The sequence below is a fragment of the Gemmatimonadota bacterium genome (assembly GCA_040388535.1).
Taxonomy (GTDB): domain Bacteria; phylum Gemmatimonadota; class Gemmatimonadetes; order Gemmatimonadales; family GWC2-71-9; genus Palsa-1233.
The window spans coordinates 528,897-553,784 of the sequence record JAZKBR010000002.1 but is presented as its reverse complement, the minus strand read 5'-3'; the positions used below and the strand labels follow the sequence as shown (position 1 = coordinate 553,784).

Annotated in this window: 30 protein-coding genes; all 30 read left to right on the top strand. The window is 65.5% G+C overall.

Translation table 11 applies throughout. From position 1 onward, the window contains the following. Positions 1-42 precede the first annotated feature (42 nt). Positions 43-810, top strand: coding sequence for a Fe-S cluster assembly ATPase SufC (gene sufC / locus V4558_06010; GenBank protein ID MES2305040.1), 768 nt, complete (start codon positions 43-45; stop codon positions 808-810). Further along, the gene (sufD, locus tag V4558_06005; protein MES2305039.1) at positions 807-2,063 is read left to right on the top strand and encodes a Fe-S cluster assembly protein SufD; all 1,257 of its coding nucleotides are present in this window, start codon (positions 807-809) and stop codon (positions 2,061-2,063) included. The genes sufC and sufD overlap by 4 nt, the downstream gene beginning before the upstream one ends. Further along, positions 2,060-3,277 (top strand): cysteine desulfurase, encoded by a 1,218-nt coding sequence (locus V4558_06000; GenBank protein MES2305038.1) that lies wholly within the window; start codon positions 2,060-2,062, stop codon positions 3,275-3,277. The genes sufD and V4558_06000 overlap by 4 nt, the downstream gene beginning before the upstream one ends. Then, positions 3,277-3,705, top strand: a complete 429-nt coding sequence (locus tag V4558_05995; protein ID MES2305037.1) for an SUF system NifU family Fe-S cluster assembly protein — start codon at positions 3,277-3,279, stop codon at positions 3,703-3,705. Before V4558_06000 ends, V4558_05995 begins: the two co-directional genes overlap by 1 nt. A gap of 38 nt (positions 3,706-3,743) precedes the next feature. Then, a complete protein-coding gene (locus V4558_05990; protein ID MES2305036.1) occupies positions 3,744-4,166 on the top strand; it encodes a BrxA/BrxB family bacilliredoxin in 423 nt (140 codons plus the stop codon). Then, entirely contained in the window at positions 4,163-4,435 is a 273-nt protein-coding gene (locus V4558_05985) for a hypothetical protein (protein ID MES2305035.1), read from the top strand. Before V4558_05990 ends, V4558_05985 begins: the two co-directional genes overlap by 4 nt. 427 nt (positions 4,436-4,862) lie before the next feature. After that, on the top strand, positions 4,863-5,831 hold the full coding sequence (locus V4558_05980) for an ATP-binding cassette domain-containing protein (protein MES2305034.1): 969 nt from the start codon (positions 4,863-4,865) through the stop codon (positions 5,829-5,831). Further along, entirely contained in the window at positions 5,831-7,147 is a 1,317-nt protein-coding gene (locus tag V4558_05975; protein MES2305033.1) for an ABC transporter permease, read from the top strand. The genes V4558_05980 and V4558_05975 overlap by 1 nt, the downstream gene beginning before the upstream one ends. Before the next feature lie 640 nt (positions 7,148-7,787). Continuing rightward, the gene (locus tag V4558_05970) at positions 7,788-8,576 is read left to right on the top strand and encodes an AAA family ATPase (GenBank protein MES2305032.1); all 789 of its coding nucleotides are present in this window, start codon (positions 7,788-7,790) and stop codon (positions 8,574-8,576) included. Then, positions 8,573-9,460 carry a ParB/RepB/Spo0J family partition protein gene (locus V4558_05965; GenBank protein ID MES2305031.1) on the top strand — a complete coding sequence of 296 codons (888 nt, stop codon included), beginning with the start codon at positions 8,573-8,575 and terminating at the stop codon, positions 9,458-9,460. The genes V4558_05970 and V4558_05965 overlap by 4 nt, the downstream gene beginning before the upstream one ends. A gap of 2 nt (positions 9,461-9,462) precedes the next feature. Beyond that, positions 9,463-10,530 carry a putative glycoside hydrolase gene (locus tag V4558_05960; GenBank protein MES2305030.1) on the top strand — a complete coding sequence of 356 codons (1,068 nt, stop codon included), beginning with the start codon at positions 9,463-9,465 and terminating at the stop codon, positions 10,528-10,530. A gap of 206 nt (positions 10,531-10,736) precedes the next feature. Next, positions 10,737-11,729, top strand: coding sequence for a BMP family protein (locus V4558_05955; GenBank protein ID MES2305029.1), 993 nt, complete (start codon positions 10,737-10,739; stop codon positions 11,727-11,729). Continuing rightward, positions 11,726-12,493, top strand: coding sequence for a Nif3-like dinuclear metal center hexameric protein (locus tag V4558_05950; protein ID MES2305028.1), 768 nt, complete (start codon positions 11,726-11,728; stop codon positions 12,491-12,493). The genes V4558_05955 and V4558_05950 overlap by 4 nt, the downstream gene beginning before the upstream one ends. After that, positions 12,490-13,872, top strand: a complete 1,383-nt coding sequence (locus V4558_05945) for an ATP-binding cassette domain-containing protein (GenBank protein MES2305027.1) — start codon at positions 12,490-12,492, stop codon at positions 13,870-13,872. Before V4558_05950 ends, V4558_05945 begins: the two co-directional genes overlap by 4 nt. Further along, positions 13,869-14,906, top strand: coding sequence for an ABC transporter permease (locus V4558_05940; GenBank protein MES2305026.1), 1,038 nt, complete (start codon positions 13,869-13,871; stop codon positions 14,904-14,906). Before V4558_05945 ends, V4558_05940 begins: the two co-directional genes overlap by 4 nt. Then, positions 14,903-15,775: an ABC transporter permease gene (locus V4558_05935; GenBank protein ID MES2305025.1), complete on the top strand. Its 873-nt coding sequence runs from the start codon at positions 14,903-14,905 to the stop codon at positions 15,773-15,775. The genes V4558_05940 and V4558_05935 overlap by 4 nt, the downstream gene beginning before the upstream one ends. A 38-nt stretch (positions 15,776-15,813) precedes the next feature. Further along, a complete protein-coding gene (locus V4558_05930) occupies positions 15,814-16,875 on the top strand; it encodes a hypothetical protein (protein ID MES2305024.1) in 1,062 nt (353 codons plus the stop codon). Continuing rightward, positions 16,872-17,246, top strand: a complete 375-nt coding sequence (locus V4558_05925) for a VOC family protein (protein ID MES2305023.1) — start codon at positions 16,872-16,874, stop codon at positions 17,244-17,246. Before V4558_05930 ends, V4558_05925 begins: the two co-directional genes overlap by 4 nt. A 10-nt stretch (positions 17,247-17,256) precedes the next feature. Continuing rightward, on the top strand, positions 17,257-18,420 hold the full coding sequence (locus V4558_05920; GenBank protein MES2305022.1) for a hypothetical protein: 1,164 nt from the start codon (positions 17,257-17,259) through the stop codon (positions 18,418-18,420). Continuing rightward, a complete protein-coding gene (locus V4558_05915) occupies positions 18,417-18,887 on the top strand; it encodes a DUF4112 domain-containing protein (protein ID MES2305021.1) in 471 nt (156 codons plus the stop codon). Before V4558_05920 ends, V4558_05915 begins: the two co-directional genes overlap by 4 nt. 95 nt (positions 18,888-18,982) lie before the next feature. After that, positions 18,983-19,426, top strand: coding sequence for a DUF6524 family protein (locus V4558_05910; GenBank protein ID MES2305020.1), 444 nt, complete (start codon positions 18,983-18,985; stop codon positions 19,424-19,426). A gap of 71 nt (positions 19,427-19,497) precedes the next feature. After that, entirely contained in the window at positions 19,498-19,734 is a 237-nt protein-coding gene (locus V4558_05905) for a GlsB/YeaQ/YmgE family stress response membrane protein (GenBank protein ID MES2305019.1), read from the top strand. Between the two features lie 22 nt (positions 19,735-19,756). Further along, positions 19,757-21,127: a serine hydrolase gene (locus V4558_05900; GenBank protein MES2305018.1), complete on the top strand. Its 1,371-nt coding sequence runs from the start codon at positions 19,757-19,759 to the stop codon at positions 21,125-21,127. Next, positions 21,124-21,708, top strand: coding sequence for a DUF4126 domain-containing protein (locus tag V4558_05895; GenBank protein MES2305017.1), 585 nt, complete (start codon positions 21,124-21,126; stop codon positions 21,706-21,708). The genes V4558_05900 and V4558_05895 overlap by 4 nt, the downstream gene beginning before the upstream one ends. Before the next feature lie 4 nt (positions 21,709-21,712). After that, on the top strand, positions 21,713-22,078 hold the full coding sequence (locus V4558_05890) for a hypothetical protein (GenBank protein ID MES2305016.1): 366 nt from the start codon (positions 21,713-21,715) through the stop codon (positions 22,076-22,078). Beyond that, the gene (locus V4558_05885; protein ID MES2305015.1) at positions 22,075-22,581 is read left to right on the top strand and encodes a hypothetical protein; all 507 of its coding nucleotides are present in this window, start codon (positions 22,075-22,077) and stop codon (positions 22,579-22,581) included. Before V4558_05890 ends, V4558_05885 begins: the two co-directional genes overlap by 4 nt. After that, a complete protein-coding gene (locus V4558_05880; protein ID MES2305014.1) occupies positions 22,578-22,982 on the top strand; it encodes a hypothetical protein in 405 nt (134 codons plus the stop codon). Before V4558_05885 ends, V4558_05880 begins: the two co-directional genes overlap by 4 nt. Further along, a complete protein-coding gene (locus tag V4558_05875; protein MES2305013.1) occupies positions 22,982-23,521 on the top strand; it encodes a histidine phosphatase family protein in 540 nt (179 codons plus the stop codon). The genes V4558_05880 and V4558_05875 overlap by 1 nt, the downstream gene beginning before the upstream one ends. Continuing rightward, entirely contained in the window at positions 23,518-24,288 is a 771-nt protein-coding gene (locus V4558_05870; GenBank protein ID MES2305012.1) for an alpha/beta fold hydrolase, read from the top strand. The genes V4558_05875 and V4558_05870 overlap by 4 nt, the downstream gene beginning before the upstream one ends. Positions 24,289-24,342: 54 nt before the next feature. After that, positions 24,343-24,870, top strand: a complete 528-nt coding sequence (locus V4558_05865) for a hypothetical protein (GenBank protein MES2305011.1) — start codon at positions 24,343-24,345, stop codon at positions 24,868-24,870. Positions 24,871-24,888: the final 18 nt, after the last annotated feature.

The following is a 24,888-nucleotide window of genomic DNA, read 5'->3' as shown; positions in this document are numbered from 1 at the left end:
ATCATCCATCATCCTCTGAACACACAGTTAACGGGAAGATCAATGTCTTTGCTTGATATTCGGGACCTGCACGCGTCCGTGTCCGACACCGAGATCCTCAAGGGGATTTCGCTCACCGTGAATGCGGGCGAAGTGCACGCCATCATGGGACCCAACGGTTCGGGCAAGAGCACGCTGGCGCAGGTGCTGGCGGGGCACCCGGCCTACGAAGTCACCAGCGGGACCGTCACGCTCGATGGCGCCGACCTGCTCGACATGGAAGCCGAAGAACGGGCCCACGCTGGCGTCTTCCTGGCGTTCCAGTATCCGGTGGAAATCCCCGGCGTCACCAACGCCTACTTCCTCCGCATCGCCTACAACGAGATCCGGAAGGCCAAGGGACTCGACGAACTCGACCCGATCGACTTCATCGACCTGCTCGAGGAGAAGCTGAAGGTGGTCGAGTGGGGCCCCGAGATCATGGAGCGCGCCGTCAACTTCGGCTTCTCCGGTGGCGAGAAGAAGCGCAACGAGATCCTCCAGATGGCCGTGCTCGAGCCCAAGCTCGCCATCCTCGACGAGACCGACTCCGGCCTCGACATCGACGCGCTCCGAATCGTCGCCGCCGGCGTCAACAAGCTCAAGAGCCCCGAGAAGGCCACCATCGTGGTGACCCACTATCAGCGGCTGCTCGACTTCATCGTACCCGACTACGTCCACGTCCTCGCGGGCGGTCGCATCATCAAGTCGGGCGGGAAGGAGCTGGCGCTTGAACTCGAGGCCAAGGGCTACGAGTGGTTGACGGGCGCCGTGGAGGAAGTGGCGCTGTGAGCGGAACCCTGACAGCGCCCGTCATCCCGAGCGGTGCGAGGGATCACTCCGCCATCAACCTCCCGACCTCCAAGGACGAGGAGTGGCGCTTCACTCCGCTCGGCGGGCTGCAGGCCATCGCGTTCGAGAGCCCGGCAGCCCCCGGTTACCTCGGTGACGCCGACCTGACCCCGTACCTCTTCGGCCATCCGGAATGGGCCACGGTGATCGTGGTCGATGGCCGCGTCGACCTGCGCGCCTCGAACTTCGCGACCCTCCCAGCCGGTGTCCGCCTCAGCTCGCTGGCGCAGGCCATTGCCGATGGTGACCCGGTGGTTGCCGAGCACCTGAAGCGGCACGTGACCCCGGCGGACACCCCGTTTGCCGAGCTCAACGCCGCGCTCAATGTCGATGGCGTGTGCTTCTACGTGCCGGCAGGTGTCACCGTGGCCACCCCGGTGCACGTGGTGCACGTGGCCACCAGCGCCGCAACCGGCGTGACCATCGCGCCGCGCACCCTCGTCCTGGTCGAGTCGAACGCCACGGCCACGCTGATCGAGAGCTTCGTCGCGGTGGGCCCTGTCGGCGCCTACTTCACCGATGCCTGCGCCGAGCTGGTGCTGGGAGCGAACGCCCGCCTCGAGCATATCCGGATCCAGCGTGAAGGCAGCGATGCGCAGCACATCGGCTTCACCCAGGTGGACCAGCAGCGCGATTCGCACTACCGCTCCTTCGTGCTGCACCTCGGTGGCAAGCTGGCGCGCCACAATCTGCATGCCAAGCTCAATGCGTCGAACATCGAGACGTTGCTCTACGGCCTCTATCTCACCAGTGGAGATCAGGTCGTCGACAATCACACGGCGATCTTCCACAACGAGCCGCACTGCAATTCGTGGGAGGTCTACAAGGGTGTGCTGGCCGACTCCTCGCGCGCGGTGTTCAATGGCAAGGTCTTCGTGGAACCGGTGGCGCAGAAGACCGACGCCAAGCAGACCAATCGCAACCTGCTCCTCTCCGATTCGGCGAAGGTCGATACCAAGCCGCAGCTGGAGATCTTTGCCGACGACGTGAAGTGCACTCACGGCGCGACTGTGGGCAGGCTCGATGAGTTGCAGCGCTACTATCTGCAGACCCGCGGCATCGCCGGCCAGACTGCGCAGGCGCTGCTGATCTGGGCCTTCGTCGCCGAAGTGATGATGGAAATCACCCTGGAGCCGGTGCGCACCGCACTTGAAGTGACCGTGCGCGATCGGCTGGATCGGATGATCGCGTGACCACCGTGGCGTGGGACGTGGCCACCCTTCGTGCCGAGTTCCCGATTCTCGAGACCACGTCGCGCGGCAAGCCCCTGGTCTACCTCGACAGCGGCGCCACCACGCAGAAGCCCCGTGCCGTCATCGATGCCGTCACCCGGTTCTACGAATCGGGTAACGCCAATATTCACCGCGGGGTCTACCAGCTCTCGGAGCAGGCCACCCTCGCCTGGGATGCGACACGGCGCACGGTTGCCCAGTTTCTCGGCGGCGTGCCCGATGAAGAGATCGTCTTCACCCGGGGGACCACTGAGTCGGTGAACCTGGTGGCGCAGAGCTTCATCCGGCCGACACTGCGCGCTGGCGACCGCGTGCTGGTCACCACGATGGAGCATCACGCCAACATCGTACCATGGCAGTTGGTCGGAGCCACGACCGTGGCGATTCCGATCACGCCTCGCGGTGAGCTCGATCTCGCTGCCGCCGAAGCGATGCTGGCGACGCACCCGCGGCTGCTCGCCGTGGTGCACGTCTCCAACGCCCTCGGCACCATCAACCCCATCGCCGAACTGTGCCGGATGGCGCGGGCGCACGGCGTGCCGGTGCTGGTCGATGGTGCCCAGGCGGTGAGTCATTTCCCGGTCGATGTTCGCGCCCTGGGCTGCGACTTCTACTGCTTCTCGAGCCACAAACTCTTCGGCCCCACCGGCTTCGGTGTGCTCTGGGCGCGGCGCGAGCATCTCGAGAAGATGCCGCCGGCGCAGGGCGGTGGCGACATGATCGACAAGGTCACCTTCGAACGCACCACCTTCGCACCGAGCCCGCAGAAGTTCGAGGCGGGCACGCCCCACATTGCCGGCGCAGTCGGTCTCGGCGCGGCGATCGAATGGCTCGAATCGCAGGATCGTGATGCGATCCACGCCCACGAACTCTCGTTGCTCGAGGCGGCCACCACGGCACTGCAGTCCGTGCCCGGACTGACCCTGGTGGGTACTGCCGCCGACAAGGTGGGGATCCTCACCTTCACGATGGACGGGATCCACCCGCACGACATCGCTTCACTGCTCGATGGTGAGGGGGTCTGTATCCGCGCTGGTCATCACTGCACCCAGCCGCTGCACACCGCGCTTGGCCTCGCCGCGACCGCGCGGGCCTCGCTGGCGCCCTACAACACGCTGGCCGAGGTGGAGACGGTGGTGAGTGCGCTGCATTCGGCGCGCCGGATCTTCGGCTGATGGCGACGCTCGCAGAGCTGTACCAGGGTGTCATCATCGAACACGACCGGTCGCCGCGGAACTTCCGCACCCTGGCCGCGCCGACGCATCGTGCCGAGGGGACCAATCCGCTCTGTGGTGATGAAGTGTCGCTGGAGCTGTCGGTGAACTCGGTCGGGCAGATCACCGACGTTGCGTTCCAGGGACGTGGTTGCGCGGTGTCGAAGGCGTCAGCTTCGCTGTTGACCACGGCAGTGCAGGGGAAGACGGTCGAGGAAGCGCGGGAACTCTTCGATGGCTTCCACGGGTTACTCACGGGTAAGCCGCTTCCGAATGTGAAGCTCGGCAAGCTCGCGGTCTTCGAGGGCCTCGCCGCCTACCCGATGCGGGTGAAGTGCGCGACCCTCGCGTGGCACGCGATGAAGCAGGCGCTCGACGAAACGAAGTAACGGTCCGAACTACCTATTACCGATTGGAGTTGGTCGAGATGGCATATCCGGAAATGATGGTCAAGCCGATGCGCGATGAAGTCACCCGGCTGGGTGTCACCGAATTGCGCACGGTGGATGCGGTCGATCAGGCCCTGGGCGACCAGCACGGCACCGCGCTTGTCTTCGTGAACTCGGTCTGCGGCTGTGCCGCCGGCGGCGCGCGCCCGGCCCTGGCCAAGGCGCTCACGTCCGCGGCCAGGAAGCCGACACACCTCTACACCGTCTTCGCCGGGCAGGACCTCGACGCCACGTCGCGCGCCCGCTCCTACTTCGGCGAGTACCAGCCCTCCTCCCCCTCGGCCGTGTTGTTGAAGGATGGCGAGGTGGTCCGCTTTGTTCATCGCCACGAGATCGAGGGCCGTTCGCCCGACCAGATCGCCGGCGAGCTCCTCAAGGCCTTCGAGAGCTTCTGCGCGTGAGCGGCCACGTCTTCCACCCCGGCCACGATGACCTCCACGGCATCACCGTGGTGGTGACCGGGGCTTCCGGCAAGAGCTACCTGGGGCGCTGGCACGAGAAGGGGAATCGCGGGGTGGTGATGAAGAACGTCGCTATCCACGACCCGGCCACCGGGCCGACCCTCGACGAGTGGCTTGCCAAGCAGGCCAAGTTCGGGATCGCGAGCACCGAAAAGATGTATATCGTCCCCTCCGACGAGTTCGCATCGGTCCGGTTGTTCGCTACGTAAGGTGTTGTAGTAGAATAGGTTAGGTATGCTATGCGCCCACTAAGCCCACAAGGTTGGTGGGCGTTTTTCGTGGGCGCCAGGTCAGGCCGAGAGGATGGGGGCTCGGTGCGGGGGGGCGGTCAGAGGAGGATCAATAGGGAGCGCGTTCGCAGCCGGCGCTGTTGGCGCCGGCGGGCGACCCGCGAAGACGAGCCGCCGAACCGGGCACGGGCAGCGTGCCCGGCGGCGGACTCGATCGGGTCGCGAACGCGCGGGATTTGATCCGACGAGGACGGCTTCCCCCGACCGAGCCCCGCCTGCAAAGGACTGCCGCGCAAGCACGGCAGCTACGGGTGGCTCAGGATGACAGCCGCGGGGTCGCCCCTCGCTTCCCGCTTCTCGCTTCTCGTTAAGTTCCGAGGCTGTCTCACTCACGGAGATCTCCGCAATGCCATCGCCTGCTGTCCGCGTCGAGCGCGTCACCAAGCGCTTTTCGGGGCACACCGCCGTCCGCGACCTCTCGATCGAGGTTCCTGCGGGCGGCATTTTCGGTTTGCTGGGTCCCAACGGGGCCGGCAAGTCGACCACGATCCGGATGATCATGGACATCATCGAGCCCGACGAGGGCACGGTCTCGCTCTTCGGCTCCAAGGAGCGGAGCCGGAACCTCTCGGCCAAGGTCGGCTACCTCCCAGAGGAGCGCGGGCTCTACAAGAAGATGAAGGTGCTCGACCAGCTGATCTTCCTGGGCGAGACCAAGGGAATCGCACGGAGCGAGTCCCGTCGTCGCGCCAATGTCTGGCTCGAAAAGCTCGGCATCGCCGACTGGGCGGTGAAGAAGGTCGAGGATCTTTCCAAGGGGATGCAGCAGAAGGTCCAGTTCGCTGGCGCGCTGTTGCACGACCCAGAGCTCGTGATTCTCGACGAGCCCTTCTCGGGGCTTGATCCCGTCAACTCCCAGGTGATGAAGGATGTCGTGGTCGACATTGCCAAGAGCGGCCGCACCGTGCTCTTCTCGACCCACATCATGGAACAGGCCGAGAAGATGTGTGATCACATCGTGATCATCGCGCGCGGGGAGAAGGTCGTCGATGGCTCGGTGGCGCAGGTCAAGGCGGACTTTGGCGGGTCGTTCGTCGCACTCGGTTTCTCGCACGACAAGGAGAAGGCTGAGCGCATTCTGGCCGATCGCGCGATGATCGAAAAGGTCGATGACTACGGTGCAACGGCCGAAGTGAAGATGGCCGCCGGCGCCGACCCGGAAGCATTGCTCGGTGCGCTGGTGCGCGAGGGTGTCGGCCTCAAGCGCTTTGAAATCGTGGAGCCGTCGCTGCAGTCGATCTTCATTGCGAAGGTAGGGCCGGAGGCTGCGGTCGCCGCACGCTCCGGGGCAACGATGGATGGGGGGCACGGCTGATGCAAAAGATCTTCGCAGTCATTCGCCGCGAATACACCGAGCGCGTGCGTACTCGCGCCTTCATTCTCTCGACGATCCTGCTGCCGGTGCTGATTGTCTTCACGTCGGTCGTGCCGGCGCTGATGATGAGCAGCGGCGATCGCACCTCACGCGTCGCACTGGTCGATGGCACCACCAACGGCGTTGGTGAGCAGGCCTTCGCGGCCCTCGCGGCGCAGAAGCTCAGCGAGAAGCCGGATGCGGCAGCGCGATTCCAGCTCACCCGCTTCGACGCGGTCGGTCGCGTCGCCGCGGTGCAGGACTCGCTCATCGCGCAGACCGGCTTCGACAAAGGCTCCAAGCAGCACAGCTGGGATGGTGTGATCGTCGTCACCGACGAGGCGGTGACCTCCGGCAAGCTCAACTACTACGGCAACAACGTCGGGTCGTTCGAGTCGATGGGTCGGATTCAGGGTGTCTTCTCGCGCGTCTTCGCGACGTCGCGACTTTCGAAGTCCGGTGTCGATCCCGCGCTGGTGATGGGTGCGATGACGCCCGCTGATCTGCAGACCACCAAGGTCACTGATGGCAAGGCGACGGGGCAGAGTGGCCAGACGTCATTCTTCATCGCCTACATCATGGGCTTCATCCTCTATCTGGGCATCATTCTCTACGGCCAACAGACGATGACGTCGGTGATTGAAGAGAAGACGTCACGCATCATGGAAGTGCTCGCATCGTCGCTCACGCCGTTCCAGATGCTGCTCGGCAAAGTGGTTGGTGTTGGCCTCGTCGGCCTCACGCAGATGACGATCTGGGGTGGCTCGGTCTTTCTTGTCGGCAGCAATCGCGACAAGCTCGCGAGCGTGTTCCACGTGAGCGCCGACGCGATCCAGAGCTTCCCGATCCCGACGATGGCGCCCGATCTTCTCGCCGTCTTCCTGGTCTACTTCGCGCTCGGCTTCCTGTTGTACGGCGCGCTTTACGCCGCGATTGGCTCGATGGTGAACACGGTGCAGGAAGCGCAGCAGACGGCAGTCTTTGTCACCGTCGTGATCATGATCGGCTTCTTCTCGGTCTTCGCGCTCATCAAGGATCCAGGCGGCTCGCTGGGTGTGACGATGTCGTTCATCCCCTTCTTCGCGCCCTTCGTGATGCCGGTCCGCTGGTCGCTCGCCTCGGTGCCGGCCTCGCAACTGGCGCTGTCGCTGGTGCTGATGGTCGCTGGCCTCCTCGCCTGCGTCTGGCTCGCCGGGCGGATCTATCGCACTGGCATCCTGATGTACGGCAAGAAGCCGAGCTTCAAGGAGCTCTTCCACTGGATCCGCGTTGGCTAATTGAATCGCGGTTCTGGTTGAAACGAGGCCGGAGCGAGGCGACTTGCTCCGGCTTCGTCGTTTCGGTAACTCATTATATGGTAATGGTTTGCCTACCACTGTGCGCTTTTGTTTCACGTGAAACACTGCGCAGGCACCGCCAGCGGCTTGCCTGCGCAGGCGCTCGGCGCGGGAGCCGCGTTCGTCGAATCAGGATCCGCGCGTCCGCGATTCGGTCGCGACCGGCGGCGGGCGCTGCCGCCCGCTCGGCGGTCGCTCCTGCGAATCGCTCGCCGGCGCGAGGAGCGCCGGCTGCGGACGCGCTCCCTACTGATTCTCCTCCCACGGCCCCCGCGCCGAGCGCCACCGAGGAAGTGCTTCTCGTCACATGCTCGGACGGGTTCGCGGGCGTTGAGTCGTGGGTGCCTCGGAGCAGACTCGCGGAGGCGCCGCGCACCAGCTCTAATGTCGCCAGCTCGAACCGCCGTCGGGACTCCGCTGGGCTGCGGAGAGACAGCCCACGAGCAACGCCTGCGAATGCCGGCCTGGCGATACGTTTACTCGCTCCTACGCCGTTTCACGTGAAACACACCCATCCGCGTTGTCGTCCGGGGCCGCTCGCGTCTATCTTCCTCGCGTTCCCCACCGCATCGGATCCAGAATGGCCCGTACCATCGCTATCGCCAATCAGAAGGGCGGGGTCGGCAAGACCACCACCGCCGTCAACCTCGCCGCCTCACTTGCGATTGCGGAGCGGAAGACGCTGCTCATTGATGCCGATCCGCAAGGAAACGCGACGTCCGGGGTGGGGTTCGAGAAGGGAAGCGTCGAGCGATCGCTCTATGACGTCCTGATCGAGGGGATGCCGGTAGCGGAGGCGGTGCGGCCCGACCCACAGCTCCCGTTCCTGCACGTCCTGCCAGCGACCCAGGACCTGATCGGTGCCGAGCTCGAGTTGGTGTCGCGGCCGAATCGGGAAACGATCTTGAGGAAGGCGCTCGCGGCGATCCAGGATGACTACGAGTTCATTCTGGTGGATTGCCCGCCGTCACTGGGCCTGGTGACGCTGAACGTGCTGACCGCCGCCAATGCGGTCATCATTCCGATCCAGTGCGAATACTACGCGTTGGAAGGTATCTCCCAACTGCTCAACACGATACGCCTCGTCCAGCAGAACTTCAATCCCGACTTCCAGATCGACGGCGTCCTGCTCACGATGTACGACGCCCGCCTCAATCTCTCGCGCCAGGTCGTCGGTGAGGCCAAGGAATACTTCGGGGCCAAGGTCTTCCGCACCGTGATCCCGCGCAACGTCCGTCTGGCCGAGGCACCCTCGTTCGGCAAGCCGATCCTGCTCTATGACCTCTCGTCGATTGGCGCCAAGAGCTACCTCTCGGTCGCGCAGGAGCTGATGAAGCGCACCGATGGGCTACGTCAGGAGGCACGATGAGCGAAAAGCAGCGACTGGGTCGCGGGCTCGAGGCCCTGCTCGGCCCGATCTCGCGCGAACAGGCCGAAGCGAGCGGCGCACTGCGTGAAATTGCCGTCGCGTCGATCTCGGCGAATCCGTTCCAGCCGCGGCGCTCCTTTGACGACACCGCTCTCGCCGAATTGACCTCGTCCATTGAAGCATCGGGACTGCTGCAGCCGATCGTGGTGCGCCCGGTCGGTTCGCGTTTCGAGCTCATCGCGGGCGAACGTCGCTGGCGCGCCGTGCAACGCCTCGGTTGGAGCAAGGTGCCGGCGGTCGTGCGCGACCTCGATGATCGCACCACGCTCACTCTCGCACTCATCGAGAACCTGCAGCGTGATGATCTCACCGGACTCGACGAGGCGATCGGCTATCAGCGGTTGATGGGCGAGTTCAATGTCGCGCAGGCGGAAGTCGCCCGGCTGGTGGGCAAGGATCGCTCGACCGTCGCCAACACGCTGCGGCTGTTGAAGTTGCCGGCGGAAGTGCAGGAACTGCTGCAGGCGCGGAAAATTTCCGAAGGGCACGGCCGCGCGCTGCTCGCCCTCGACGATCCCGCGGAGATGACCCGGGTCGCACGGGAAATCGTCACCCAGAACTGGTCGGTGCGCGAGGTCGAGGCGCTGGTGCGCGGCGAGTCGCCGGAGAAGGGCCGCGGCAAGATGATGAAGAAGCCGGCCGCGCAGAAGCCGGCGAGTGCCGATGCCCGGCGTGTGGAGGATGCCCTTCGCAAGCGTCTTGGTACTGACGTGCGCCTCACTGCGAAGCGGCGGGGACGCGGCCTGCTGGCGATTTCGTACTATTCCAATGACGACCTCGCCCGCGTACTCGAACTGATTCTCGGACAGCCTTTCGAAGGATGACCATGCGCGCACTCCTCCTTGCGCTGACACTTGCTGCAACCCAATCGCTCCCGGCCCAGATCGCAAAAGTCCCGCGACCCGAATTCGTGCACGGCATCTACGTGCCGATGGGCGCGCTGCGCACACCGGCAACCCGCGCGAAGCTGATCGAGTTGTCGTCGCGCGCCGGACTCAATACCTGGGTCATCGACATCAAGACCGAGGAAGGGACCACCTTTCGTCCGTCGAGTGGCGGCGGCGCGAAACATCTCGCCGACCTGACCTGGATCGTCGGCGAACTGCACAAGGCCGGGCTCTATGTGATGGGACGCGCCGTCACGTTCAATGATGGTGGTGCGGCCGAAGCGCACCCTGACTGGGCCATCAAGAACGAGAAGGGCGGTGGGCTCTGGCGCAATCAGAGTGGTCACGCGTGGCTCTCACCAACATCCACGGGCGCGTGGAACTACAACATCGCCATCGCCCTCGATGCCGGAGCGCAGGGCGTCGATGAAGTGATGTGGGATTACGTGCGCACTCCGGAGCCGTCACACAAGATCGGTCGACAGGTCTATCCCGGACCGGCGGGTGATCCGAGTGATGCCGTCGCCGGTTTCCTCAAGGCCGCAGAGAAGCAGCTGAACGGAAAGGGAATCGCGATGTCGGCAGCGCTCTTTGCGTGGTCGATGCACGTGCCCGATGGCTCGGGTGTCTACCAGCAATGGGAGAAGCTCATTCAGTCGAGCCCGACCCTGATCCCGATGGCCTATCCCTCGCACTACTATGGTCCGAAGGGCGCCAATCATCCGAATGCATTCCCTTACAAGACCGTGCACGGTTCGCTCACGCTCGGACTCAAGCGCCGCCAGGCGCTGATCGATGCTGGCAAGAAGCCCGGGAAGATCTTCCCCTTTCTGCAGGCCTTCGACGCGCCATGGGTCGATCGCACCACGCACTACGGCCCCGAACAGATCGCCGCCCAGATCCGGGCCGCCCGCGATCTCGGCATCAAGGAGTATCTCTTCTGGAACCCGAAGGGGATCTACTCGTCGATCGAAGCGGGCGTGAAGCTCGCGAGCGCGAAGCCCTAGCGATCGCCGCGGGCTGCCTCTCCGCAGCCCAACGGAGTCCCGACGGCGGTTCGAGCTGGCGACATTAGAGCTGGTGCGCGGCGCCTCCAAGGCTGCTGCGAGGCACCCACGATGCAACACCCCTCGCCCCTTGCAAACGCACACATAGCGGACACTCCGTTCCAACCGCTGTAGCTTTGAAGGGTCCACCGCCAGCGGGAGCGAGCATGCGCCGAGCAATTCATCTTGCCCTGACTCTCACGCTCACCGCGTGCAGTGCCAAGGCGCCCGCGCCCGCCCCAGGCGACTCGACGCAGGGAATGAAGGTCGCCCTCGTGACGCCCGGCAGCATCGCCGACGCAGCGTGGAACTCGGGCGCCTATCAGGGACTGCAGCAGCTACAGGATTCCCTGAAGGCGTCGATCTCCCATATCGAGGCACGCACCCCGGCCGAACAGGAGGAAGCGCTCCGTAGCTACGCGACTCAGGGATACCGCGTGGTCTTCGGTCACGGCTTCGAATTCCAGGACGCGGCCGAGCGGGTCGCGAAGGATTTCCCGAAAACCATCTTCGTGATCACCAGCGGCCAGCGGGTGGCGGGCAACGTGGTGCCCTTGGTCTTCCGGATCCACGAGGCGACCTACCTCTGCGGCATGGTGGCAGGCGCGCTCACCCGGAGCGGGAAGATCGGCTTCATCGGCGGGCTCGAGTTGCCGCCCATCAAGCTCGGCTACGAGGGGTGGCTGCAGGGTGCCAAGGCGACCCGCCCCGATGTGCAGAGCCGGCTGGTCTATCTCAACACTTTCGATGACGCCGCTGCCGGCAAGGAAGCCGCCCTCGCGATGATCCGGCTCGGCATCGATCAGATCCACCACAATGCCGACGCGGCGGCGCTCGGGATGTTTTCTGCGGCCAAGGAAACACCGGGCGTGAACGTCTACGGCGCCAATGCCGACCAGTCGTCCCTCGCGCCCGATCGAGTCGAGGCGTCGGCCGCGATCGATCTGCCGCGTGCCTTCCTGCTCGTCGGTCGCGAGGTGCAGGGTGGCACCTTCACGCCGCGGGTGGAGAGTTTTGGTGTCGCCAGCGGCGTGATCCGCTTCATTCCTAACACCGCGCTGCAGCCCAACTGGCCCGCCGGCCTCGCCGCGCGGGTGCAGGCGGCCGCCGACTCGATCGCTGCGGGTACGCTCATCGTTGCCGGACAGGTGGCCAAATGAGAACGGCACAACTCGACGAAGTGCTCGAATACCTCGACGAATTTCTCGACATCGACAGCATCCCCGACGCGGATGTCGCGCTCAACGGGCTGCAGGTTGAAAACAGCGGGGTGATCTCGTCATTCGTCACCGCTGTCGATGCGTCGCAGCAGACCATCGATCGCGTGGTGGCCGAGTGTGAGCGCGGGACCATGCTCATCGTGCATCACGGCCTGTTCTGGGACGGCAACGTGCCGATGGTCGATCGCCGCTATCGGCGCATCAAGTCGCTGCTCGATCACGACATCGCCGTCTACTCGGCCCACATTCCGCTCGACAGTCACGTCGACGTTGGGAATAATGCCGTCCTCGCACGGATGCTCGGGATTCTCGATCCGGTGCCGTTCGATCTCTATCGCGGAATGCCGTTCGGAGCAGCGGGACATCTCATCATGTCGCGCGATGCGCTCGCTGCACGGCTCACGGAGTTGCTCGGCGGCCGGGTGCACCTGATTCCTGGCGGCCCCGAGACGACCACGCGCGTGGGGATCATCACCGGCGCGGCAGGGAACCGGATCGAGGCGGCAGTCGATGCCGGACTCGACACCTTCATCACCGGCGAAGGTGCCCATCACACCACTTTCGATGCGCTCGAGCTCGGCATCAACGTGTTGTACGCCGGCCACTACGCCACCGAGACCGTGGGCGTGAAGGCGCTCGGGGAACACCTTGCCGAGCGCTTCGGCCTGCACGCGGTGTTTCACGATCACCCGACGGGGATGTGACGCTCCTCTCGCTCCAGCAGATCAGCAAGCGCTTTGGCAACACCCTCGCCCTCGACAACGTCTCCTTCGACGTTGCCGCCGGTGAAGTGCACGCGCTCCTCGGCGAAAACGGCGCCGGCAAGAGTACGCTGATGAATATCGCCTACGGGCTCATCCGCCCCGATAGCGGTTCCTCCTTCGCCTCGCCGGTTGCCGCGCGTGCCGCCGGAATCGGCATGGTGCACCAGCACTTCACCTCGATCGCGTCACTCTCGGTCGGCGAGAACATCGCGCTGGCCGCCGGCTGGCGTGACACCGGCAAACGTGCCGAACGGCGAGCCGCCGAGGCGATCGCCCAAGCCGGGCTGCCGCTCGACCCCGCAGCGCTCGCGGGGTCGCTCTCGGTGCAGCTCCGGCAACGACTCGAGATCGTCAAGGCACTCGCCGCCAATGCGCGCGTGCTGCTGCTCGACGAACCGAGCGCCGTGCTGGCCCCGCGTGAAGTGCAGGAATTATTGCAGACGATTCGCCGGTTCGCCGATCGCGGCGGTGCGGTCGTGCTGATCACCCACAAACTCGACGAAGTCTTCGCCGCCGCCGGTCGCGTCACCGTGCTGCGACGCGGCAAGGTCACGCTGACTGGTCCGATCGCCACAGAGACCCCCGCCTCTCTCGCGAAGGCGATGCTCGGCAGCGCGCTCCCACGGACCACACGGAGCGCTGCCGTTCCGGGCGACGTGCTCGTGCGCGGTGATTCGCTGCTGATCGGCGGCTCGCCGCAATCCTTCGAAATACGCGGGGGCGAGGTCGTGGGAATCGCGGCCATCGAAGGGAACGGACAGCGCGAGCTGCTGCGAGCAATCGCGGGAATTGTGCCGGCACGCGGCACACTCGAGGTTGCTTCGCCAGTGGCTTTCATTCCCGAGGATCGCAGCCGTGAAGGATTGATCCCTCCCTTTACGCTCACCGAGAACCTGCTCCTCGGCGTACTCGCACGCGCAGGTGCCTGGATCGATTGGCCGGCCTGGCGTACCCGCACGGCGCAGCTGCTCGAGCAGTTCGACGTGCGCGCCGACGGCACCGAGACGCTCGCCGTCCAGCTTTCCGGCGGCAATCAGCAGAAGCTGATCTTCGCCCGCGCCTTCGAGCGTGAGCCACGGGTGCTCGTCGCCGAGGATCCAACCCGCGGACTCGACATCCTCGCGACCCAGGCGATTCATGAGCGACTCCGTCTCGCCGCCGCTCAGGGGATGGCGGTCGTGGTGCATTCCTCCGACCTCGATGAAGTCCTCGCAATTGCAGACCGCGTGCTCGTCGTGGCGAACGGTGTCATCCGCGAGATGCCGGTCGATGCCTCCCGCGATGACGTCGGTGACGCGCTGCTCGGATTGTCGGGATGACAGCACCACGCTCTCAGTCAGCGGGGCCCGGAATCCTCGAAGCCGTTCTCGCGTTCGGCGTGGGACTCTTGCTGCTCGCGGCCTTCCTCGCCGTTGCGGGATTCGATGTCGGCGCGTCGCTGGCGGCCCTCTGGCGTGGCGCCTTCGGCTCGTGGTATGCGATCTCGTCGGCGACACTGGTTCGCGCGACGCCGCTCATCATCCTCGGGCTGGCATTCACGATCGCGAGCAAAGGGGGCGCGCTCAATATCGGGATGGAGGGGCAGTTCGCCCTCGGCGCCATCGCTGCAACGTGGGCCGGTCTCCACGTCGCAGCGCTGCCGCCGTATTTCGCGATCCCGATGGTATTGGGCGCCGGAGCGATCGCTGGCGCCGCCTGGATGCTGTTGCCGGTGGCGTTGCGACTCCGCTTCGGCGTAACCGAGGTGATCTCGACGCTGCTTCTCAACTTCGTCGCCGATGCCGCGGTGTCGTATGCGGTGACCGGACCGCTGCAGGAACCATCGCACATCTATCCGCAGAGCGGACCGATCGCCCTCTCGGCCCAGCTGCCCAAGCTGGTCTCGGGTGCCCGGATGCACCTCGGGCTGCCGATCGCCCTGTTGCTCGCGCTACTGGTCGGGCTGCTCTTCTGGAAGAGTCGCTGGGGTTTCCGGCTCCGTGCCGTCGGGGCCGGCGCCACCGCAGCGAAGGTCACCGGCGGGATCGCCGCCTCAGGCGTTCTGGCGACAGCCCTCCTCTGGTCGGGTGCCCTCGCCGGACTCGGCGGAGCCGTCGAGGTGAGCGGGGTTTCCTACGCCCTCTATCAGAACCTCTCGCCCGGATACGGCTTCACTGCGATCGCCGTGGCCCTCCTCGGCCGTCTCCAGCCGCTCGGAGTCGTGATCGCAGGACTGCTCTTCGGTGCGCTCGAGGCCGGCGCCGGCGCGATGCAACGTGACGCGGGTGTTCCAGCGGTGGCTGTTCAGGTGGTCGAGGCGGTCGTGATCCTGACTCTGGTCGTCCTCACCCGGCGGCAGGAGCGAGCGCTATGATCGGCGATCTGCTGACTGCGGCCGTCCGGGTGGCGACCCCACTCGCACTCGCCGCCATCGGCGAGACCGTAGTTGAACGTGGCGGCGTGATCAACCTCGGTATCGAAGGAGCCATGCTTGCGGGTGCTTTCGGCGCCGCCGTCGGCGCGGGCGCGGCCGGCACCGGGGCCGGGGTAGCCGCAGCGCTGCTGGCGGGAGTCGCAACGGCAGCCATTTTCGCGGCGATCGCCATCGGTGTCCGTGCCGACCAGATCATTACCGGAACCGCCGTTACGTTGGGAACGACGGGTCTCACTGGTGTCATTGCACGGCGGGTCTTCGGCGATGGCGGGGCCGGCCTCTCCCTCCCGACGCTCGCCAAGGTGCGTATTCCGGGGCTGTCGAACATTCCCTTGATCGGCGAACCCTTCTTTAATCAATCCTCGCTTACTTACTTCACCTACCTCGTCATCCCGTTGGCTGGCTGGCTCATCTTCCGCACCCGTTACGGGCTTGAGCTGCGGGCGGCCGGCGAATCGCCGCAGGCGGCCGCAGCGGTTGGTGTCCGGGTTGGTCGGGTGCAGACGGTCGCGATTCTCCTCGGCGGGGCGATGGCCGGGCTCGCCGGCGCCTCACTCGTCCTGGCGCAGGTCGGGACGTTCACCGAGCGGATGACCGGTGGTCGCGGCTTCATCGCCATCGCTATCGTCGTGCTCGGTCGGCAGCGACCGGGGCCTGTCGCTGCAGCGGCGCTACTCTTTGGCGGTGCGACAGCGTTGCAGTACGTCGTCCAAGCGAGCGGAAGCGGGGTGCCCTATCAGCTCTGGATTGCCCTGCCCTACTTGCTGGCGCTCGCCGTCGTCGCACGTCGTCGACCAGGTCGTAACTGAAGTCATCTCTCGGAGTACCGGAGTTCCCTATGCGCGCGATGAAATGGCTTCTCTCCGTCTGCGCGCTCTCCGCGGCCTGCACCAGCGAACGAACACTCGCCCCGATCTCACTGGAACCGATGTCGGTCATCGGCGCGACCGAGGGCGCCGGGACGATGGCGACCTGGCCGCGCGTCAGTGCCCATCATCCCGGCGGGTACCGGGTACTGGTGCCGCAGCCCGGCGGCGTCGCGTCGCTGCCACTCGCCTATAGCGACAGCGGCGCGTTTCTCGGACCGCTGGGTACTGCAGGCGATTCCGCCGACGGCTTTCGCGAGCCGCTCTTCGCGCGCATCGGCCTGGGCGACTCGCTCTGGCTCTTCGACAACGCGCAGCGCGCGCTGGTCTTCGCACCGAGCCGTACCTGGGTCCGCACCGTGCAGCTGCCGATCGGACCGTGGGACGCCGAGGTTGGGATGGATGGTCGAGTACTGCTGGCCTCATCATCGAGTGAGCGGCCGTTTCCTTTGCTGCTCCTCGCGCCCGACGGCAGCATCTCGAAGCAGATCGCCGGAGACAGCGCCGCACTCGCGATCCACTCGCCGCGGCGACTGGTTCGCGCCCCCGACGGTTCCTGGTGGACGATGCCGATGCAGTTCCGCTATCGTCTTGAGCACTGGGATAGCGCCGGCACGTTGCTGGGCGTGATCGAGCGGCAGCCCGACTGGTTTACTCCCTATGGTACCGCGAGTGCGCCGAGCAAGACCACACCACCGTCACCAATGCTCATGGATGCCTGGTTCGACGCAGCGGGTCGGCTCTGGGTGCTCGGCAAGGCTGCGGATGCCAAATGGAGCGCGGGATTGAGTGCGGCCGGTAGCGACAGCGCGGCCTCCCTCTCTATCAGTGACGCAGATAAAGTGTACGATACGGTGATCGATGTCCTCGATCCGGCAAGTGGCGCCCTGCTCGCGACGACTCGATTCGACGCGTCGTACCCGTTCGCCGTCGAACCCGGTGTCGTGATGCGTGTTCGCGTAACCGCCAACGGGTGGAATCAGGCCGAACTGATGCGTGTGGTGCTCGACACCACGAAACTGAACCGAGGCAAGCAGCGATGAGCGGATTCTTCCTGGGGTTGCGCACGGCCAAGTACAGTGTGGTCGATCTCGCCAAGGCCAAGGCGTGGTACGCCGAGGTCGTGGGCCATGCACCGTACTTCGACGAACCCTTCTATGTCGGCTTCAACGTTGGCGGCTACGAGCTCGGTCTTGTGCCCGATGGCGGCGCACCACTGCGTGCCGAGGCCGGGGTTGCCTACTGGGGCGTGAGCGACGCCGAAGCGGCCTATGCGCGACTGATTCTCCTGGGCGCGACGCCACAGGAACCGGTGCAGGATGTTGGTGGCGGGATCAAGGCCGGTGCCGTGCACGATCCGTTCGGCAACGTCTTCGGCGTGATCGAGAATCCGCACTTCACGCTCGACGCCTGAGCCACCCGGCGTGAACATGCGCGTCGCGGTGCTCGCGCTCCTCGCTGCGTGCGGCAAGCCGCCCGCCATTCCGGTGGCCAGCAACACGATCACAACCCGCGATTCCGCCGGCGTCGCGATCGTCGAGCATCCGGCCGGCGCACTGTCGCAAGCGCCACGCTTCCGGCTCGGTGCGCCGACAGTGACCATTGGCGGCTCCAAGGCCGACGCGCTCCGTGAGATGAGCTTCGTCACGTCGGCACTCTTTCTCGGTGCCGATCGATTCATTGTTGCCGATGACCGCGCGTATCGAGTGGTGCTCTTCGATTCTGCGGGTACGCCGCTCGGCAGCTACGGCCGGCACGGCGACGGACCTGGCGAGTTTCGCGATCGTCCGGCACCGCATCGCGCCGACGATGGCTCGATCTGGTTGCTCGACCGCCCCGCGCGACTCATCCGGCTCTCGCCGGAACTCCTCCTCCGCACCGATATATCGCTTGCCGTGTCCGCGAGTTCCGATCAATTGCTGCTTCCGGTCCGCGATGGTGCCCTGCTTGCCGTGAGGCGCGCTCCAATCCTGCCGACACAACTCGACGAATCGGTGCAGCGGAATCGCGAATTCCTGGTGCGGATCACCGCCACGGGGAGCGATACCCTCGCGTCGTGGCCGGGGCTCGACTGGTATCCGATCAAGGCCGGCGACAGTACCGCTGGTCTGCTCGGGTATCGTGATGTCGAATTCGGGCGGAAGACGATCGTGAAGCTCTGGGGCAATCGGCTGGTGGTCGGTACCAATCAGGGATGGGCCTTCGACGTTCACGACTCTACCGGCGTGCTCCGGATGCGCGTCGCGTTGGCCGAGCCCGCCCGCCTCGTGACCGAAGCAATGCGCGATTCGATCAAGGCGCGACAGCGCGCAGCCGTCGGCTCCCGGTTTGCCGATTCGGTGGCGCACTACGAAGACGTCATCGGAGCCGCCGACGGCGCACTCTGGGTGGCCGAGACCGTGGTGCCAACCGAGAATGTCCGCCGATTCGCGGTGTTCAACACCGCAGGACACTTGACCCGTCGCGTGGAAATGCCTGCGCGCTATCGCCTCCTCGCCGCCGATGGCGATCGCGTGCTGGTGCGTCGCCTCGACCAGAACGGTGTGGCTTACCTCGACCTCGCCCGGCTCATCGCGGTCTCGCCATGACCAGACTCACCGCCCCGCCGAGCGAGGCCGAACTCGCGCGCTTCCGCGGCCTGGCACGGGTCTGGGATGAGGCGATCCGCCTGCCGATCATCGGTCGGGTCGGCCTCGACGCCCTGGTGGGGCTCATCCCGGGGCTCGGCGATATCGCCGGGGGGCTCCTCGCTGGCTACGGGCTGATGATCGCCGCCCGGCTCAAGGCACCTCCGATTGTCCTGCTGCGAATGCTGGTGAACATTGCCATCGACACCGTCGGCGGCGTCATTCCGATCGCCGGCGACATCTTCGACTCGCAGTTCCGGGCCAACACTCGCAACCTCGCCCTGCTCGAAGCCTGGCTCGCCGACCCGCACGGCGTCCGGCGGCGAAGTGTGCTGGTGCTGATCGGAGTGGCTGCGGCCTTCTGCGCGCTGCTGACGCTCACGGTCTGGCTGGCCGTCCGGGCGATCGCGTGGATCTTCTCGATCTGAGCGGCGGTCCCTTCTCCCTTCTCCCTTCTCGTCGTTTCCGCGTTTCGCCCCTGAAACCGTATTCCCGTCACGCCAATTCGGAGGTAACGTTCAGAATGGCAACTAGCTCCGAGACGCTCTCATGGGGTGGCATCGGCATCCGCTGGGTGCTGGCCCTTCTCCTCGTTCTCATCACCTGGAACCCGACTGGCACCTCGTTCGTGCACTGGGCTCTGATGCCGGTCTTCGGCAGCGGGATCGGCGAACCCGGTGCCAACGCGCCGCTCAAGTTCCTTCTCGGCGTGATCCTCCTCGCCGGCTGGGTGCTCTACCTGCAGGCGACCCGCCGCTCGCTCGGTGCGGGAGGTGCGGTGCTCGTACTCGCCCTCTGCGCAGGCGTGGTCTGGCTCCTCGCGAGCTGGAAGGTGCTGGCCATGCAGGGTACCGCCATCGAGTGGATCGTCCTGGTAATACTCTCGATCGTTCTGGCGATGGGGATGAGCTGGTCGCACATCTCCCGGCGGATGAGCGGGCAGATCGATACTGATGAGGTCCAATAGGTAGGAGCGGCGCTAGCGCCGCTCCCACAAGCTCACTTTGTAGCGAACAACCACTCAACCCCGAGGCTCCAATGACCATTCTCTGGACCATCCTGATCGGTTTCATCATTGGCGTCATCGCCAAGTTCCTGATGCCGGGGAAGGACCCCGGTGGCTTCATCATCACTACCTTGCTCGGTATCGCAGGCTCCTGGGTTGGTGGCTGGATTTCCGGGATGCTCGGCGGCACCGGCACCGTGGGCTGGATCGGCTCGGTCCTGGGGGCGATGTTGCTGCTCTGGATCTACCGGATGATGAACAAGAACTGATCTCGAACACCCGAGGTATGTAGTGACGCGTCAATCGACGCTCCTCCTGGCGGTGCTGTCACTCGTGGCAGCACCGCTGGTTGCTCAGGACCCCAATGCCGATGGCGCGATTCAGGCCACTTTCAGTCGCTGGGTCGCCGAGCATCGCATCGTTGGAGTGGTCGCCGGCCGGATGACGGCCAAGACCACCTCCACCGTGACCGCGGGCACCCGTCACACCGGTCGCGATGATGCGATGACCGACTCGACGCTCTTCGAGATCGGCTCCATCACCAAGGTCTTCACCGGCACCCTGCTCGCCGATATGGTGCTCAAGCGCGAAGTCGCGCTCGATGACCCGGTCTCGAAGTATCTGCCGGGCTGGACCATTCCATCCTTCAACGGTCAGCAGATCACGCTGCTCGACCTGGCGACGCAGAGTTCGGGGCTGCCTTCGATCCCGGATGATTTCACACCGGCGAATCCGCTCGATCCGTACGCCGATTACTCCGAGTCACGGCTCGTCGCATTTCTCGGGCGCTATCAGATGAAGCGCGCCCCCGGTGCGCGATACGAATACTCCAACCTCGGCATGGGGCTGCTCGGCCGGGCACTCGCCGAGCGCGCGAAGAAGCCATACGAAGCCCTCATCCGCGAGCGCATTCTTGCGCCGCTTGGCATGGCCGACACGCGGATCGACCTCACCGCAGAGGACCTCGCGCGCGCGGCGGGCGGACACAACGACCAGCTGCTCAGCACCGCCGACTGGCACCTCCCGGCGTTCCTCGCGGCCGGGGCGTTGCATTCCACCGTGCCCGACCTGCTCCGCCTTGCTGCCGCTGTGCGCGACACCACGCGCGGTCCACTCGCCAAGGCACTCGCCTTCGCGATTCGCCCGCGGCGTCCGTATAACGGGGCCGACTCGATCGGGCTCGCGTGGCACCATCTGCATATCGACGGCAACGACGTCGTCTGGCACAATGGCGGCACCGGTGGCTTCCGCACCTTCCTCGGCATCAACATCACCTTGCAGCGCGCGGTCGTCGTGCTCAACAATGCCAATGTCCCGATGGACGGCATCGCGATCTCGCTGCTTCGTGGTCAGCCGCCACTGGCGCCGCCGGTGCGCGACATCGTCAAGGAAATCGCCCTTCCCGCCGCCGCACTCGGCCGCTTCGTGGGTCGCTACGAACTCGCGCCCAACTTCGTGATCGCGATCACCCAGGACGAGGAAGGGCTCTGGGCCCAGGCAACTGGGCAATCGCGGCTTCGCGTCTATCCCTCCGCGTCGGCGACCTTCTTCTTCAAGGTGGTCAAGGCCGAGCTGCAGTTCGAGGTCGATAGCACCGGTGCGGTGAGCGGCGTGACGCTACGACAGAACAACAACAGCATGCCCGGGCGCAGGCTGCCGTGATCGAGTTGCTGCTGGCGCTCGGGGCGGGACTCGGCCTCGCAGCGGCCTGCGGCTTCCGGGTGTTCGTGCCGCTGCTGGTGGCCGCCGTGGCGTCACGAAGCGGCCACTTGCCGCTCAGCAATGGCTTCTCCTGGCTCGCGACGACGCCCGCCATTGTCGCCCTCGGCTGCGCCACACTGCTCGAACTCGCGGCCTACACGTTCCCATGGGTCGATCACGCGCTCGACACCGTGGCGACGCCCGCCGCAGTTGTCGCGGGAATTCTTGCCTCCGCTGCGGTGATGGTTGACTTGCCGCCATCGTTGCGGTGGGCCGTGAGCATCGTGGGCGGGGGCGCCGCCGCCGGCCTGGTGCAAGGCGCTTCGGTGCTGCTCCGGCTCAAGTCCACCGCCTTCACCGGCGGGCTCGCGAATCCGCTGGTGGCGCTGGTCGAAGCCATCGGCGGGGTCGGCGTGGCGCTGCTGGCAGTCCTGCTCCCACTCGTGGCACTCATCGCGGTCGTTGTACTGCTGGTGGTAGTCTTCCGGGGTGCCGGTCGTGTGGTCTTCGGACGCCCGGCACATCCTCCACCGTCGAGCTGATCCGATGTACGAACATCGCACTGAGCAAGTCATTCCGATTCGAGAGTTCTGGCGCCGCATCGGTCGCCACTTTCTCTGGAGCCAGTTGCTGGTCGTCGTCGCGCTGCTGATCGGAACGGTCGGCTACAACCTCTCCGGATTCAAGCTGATCGATGCGTTCCTCAATGCTTCGATGCTGCTCGGCGGCATGGGCCCCATCGGCGACATCCCCACCACCGGTGGGAAGATCTTCGCCTCGTTCTACGCCCTCTTTGCCGGGCTGATCTTCATTTCCGTGTCGAGCATTCTCTTCGCACCAGTGCTCCATCGGGTGATGCACAAACTGCATCTCGATGAAGAAGCAGCGCGAACCACCCGGAAGAAATCGTGAGACCTGACCCCTGGGCGGTGGTGGACTTTCACGCACAGGCGGCCGCGCGCGGAAGCGCCGATGAACGGATGACCACCGAGCAACGGCTGGTGCTCTATACGTCGGCGGCCCCCGAAGTGATTGGCGCGACCCGGCTCCCTTCCAGCGATGCGCATGAATGGCGGTCAGCCCCGGTGCCCGGCTCGCCCTATACACTCACCTGGAACAACGCCGGCGAGATCTTCCTCGCATCGGAATCGAGCGCACGAGTGCGGAAGTGGGTCATCGGCGGGTTCCTCGGTGCCATCGTTTTTACCACACTTGCGCCGGAAGTCAGGTTCCTGGGGATTGTCCCCGCAGTACTGCTCGGAGCTGCCGCATCGCTGGTCGTCCAGCGTTACTGGCCTGCGTGGGCTCGCTACGGCAACGTGCAGGACTCAGCCGGGGCGCACCGTGCCATGGAAGCCTTCGTCGCCCGCTACGAACAGGACGTGCCAGCGCTTCCGCCGGCTGACGCGGAATGAATCCGCTCGGCTACCTCTGGGCGGCACCGGTGTCGCTCGTCGGCTGTGCGATTGCCGGCGCGGCGCTGGCCACTGGCGGACGCACTCACGTCGTTGATGGTGTACTTGAAGTCGAGGGTGGCCTTCTCACCCGGTTGCTGCCGCGCGTCGGCATCGGAATGTCACCGGTCGCGATGACTCTGGGCCACGTCGTGATCGCGATCGATGCCGACACGCTCGAGCGCACCCGACTCCACGAACGCGTGCACGTGGCGCAGACCGAGCGGTGGGGATTTCTCTTTCCCGCGGCCTACCTCGCGGCTTCGGCGCGGATTGCGTTACAGGGGGGAGATCCCTATCGTGACAATCCGTTCGAGGCCGAGGCACGAGCGGGCGAAACTCCTGCGAGGAACTCCACCTGATGCTTTCCCTGCTCGCCACGCTCTTCCTCACTTCGCCTGCTGACACCACGAAGCACCCCGTGGTGGTCATCGTTCGTCACGCCGAAAAAGCGAGCGAGACTGAGCGCGACCCGTCGCTCAGCGATCTCGGAAGGGCTCGCGCCGCTGCGCTCGATTCAGCGCTCGCCGATGCCCACGTCGTGGCCATTTTAGTGACGCAGTTCAAGCGCACCGCCGAAACCGCCGCGCTGGTTGCTGCGCGCCACCATCTCACTCCTGTTGTGGTCCCCACCGATGGCGGCGTGGCAGTTCACGCGGCGGCGATGGCCCGGGCCGCGCGCAACTTCGATGGCGTGGTGCTGATCATCGGGCATAGCAATACGCTGATGCCGATTGCCGCGGCCCTCGGTACGGCGAAGTTTCCCGATCTCTGCGACAAGAGTTACTCGCTCCTCTTCACAGTGGTCCCGGCGCCGGCGAATGCTCCGCTCCTGCGCGCCCACTTCGGCACACCTGATGCGCCAGGTACCGAGTTGTGCTCCGCGATGACGCCCAAGTGAAGACCGTCCGCGGATCGGCCGGTCCGATCGTGGTGGAGGACTACGGCAGCGGCGACCTCCCGCTGGTCCTGGTGCACGGGATGGCAGGCGATGCCGGATTCTGGCGCGATGCCGTCGAGGCTCTCGGCGGACGGCATCGAGTCATCATCCCCGAACTCCGCGGCCACGGACGGTCGGGCCCGGCCACCGATGGCGACTACTCCATCACCGCCTGCGCCATCGACCTGCTCGGCGTGCTCGACGCCCTCGAGCTCCCGCGCGTGGTGCTCGTGGGGCACTCGTTCGGTGGGAGCGTGGCGATGGCGCTGGCGAGCTCGGCGCCGGAGCGGGTCGCCGCCCTCGTGATTGTCGACGGGGCCGGCGAGTTCTCGCTGGTGCCGGCCGACGCCATCGCCGGCTTCCTCGCGGGGCTCGATAGCGACGATTCCTACCCCGATACCGTCGAGGGTGCCTTCGACGTGGCGCTCGAGGGGGCCCGATCCGACACCGAAGTCCGAGTGCGCGCCGCCATTCTGGCGGCCCCCTGGCCGATGGTGCGGTCGATGTATCGCTCGCTCTTCGCCTACCACCCCACCGAAGTGATCGACAGCTATTCCGGCCCCGTTTTGCTGGTCACGGCGCCAGTGAATGCCGCTTCATTTGCGCTCCACGAACTCAGGCCAAAGCTGCCGCGCGAGCGGGTGGAGGGCGTTTCCCACTGGATCATGATGGATGAGCCGGTCCACTTTGCCCGCCTGCTTGAGGGGTTCGTTTCGAAGGTGACTTGATCGCGCCTTGACCCCTGGCGCGAGAGTTGGGCACCACTCACACTCGAGGTCCGTATGCGCCGGTTCATTCTGGTCGCGCTCACCCTTTCGGCTGCCGCTCCCCTCCCCTCGCAGCAGGTTGTCCGCTGGCAATCCGCCGGATTCAGCTATCAGGGGAAGGTCGAGGCGGTGGCCACGAATGGCCAGGTCACGGTCAACAGAGGGTCAGACGCGCTGGTGCTGCTATCACCAGATACGCTTCCGAGCCTCGCCGTCAGGCACGGGGGGAAGCGCTCGCGCGGCAACAACGCATTGATCGGAATGGCTATCGGTGCCGTGATCGGCGGGGCCGCCGGCTTTGCGAGCGGCGACGATGAATGCGGAACTGGCCTGTTCGGCTGCCTCTTCACCTATACCGCAGAGCAGAAAGCGGGAATGCTCGCGGCCACCGGCGGCCTCCTTGGCCTGCTCATCGGGGCCGTGGTGGTGCCCGCGGCGCGGTGGGTTCCTTGGGAGAAAGGTGCCATTGTCGCTCGGGTTCATCCCGTTGGCGGGTTTAACGCGGCCGGCGAGCCGAAGCTCGGCCTCCAGATCTCGTTTTGATACGGATGCTCGACGGCT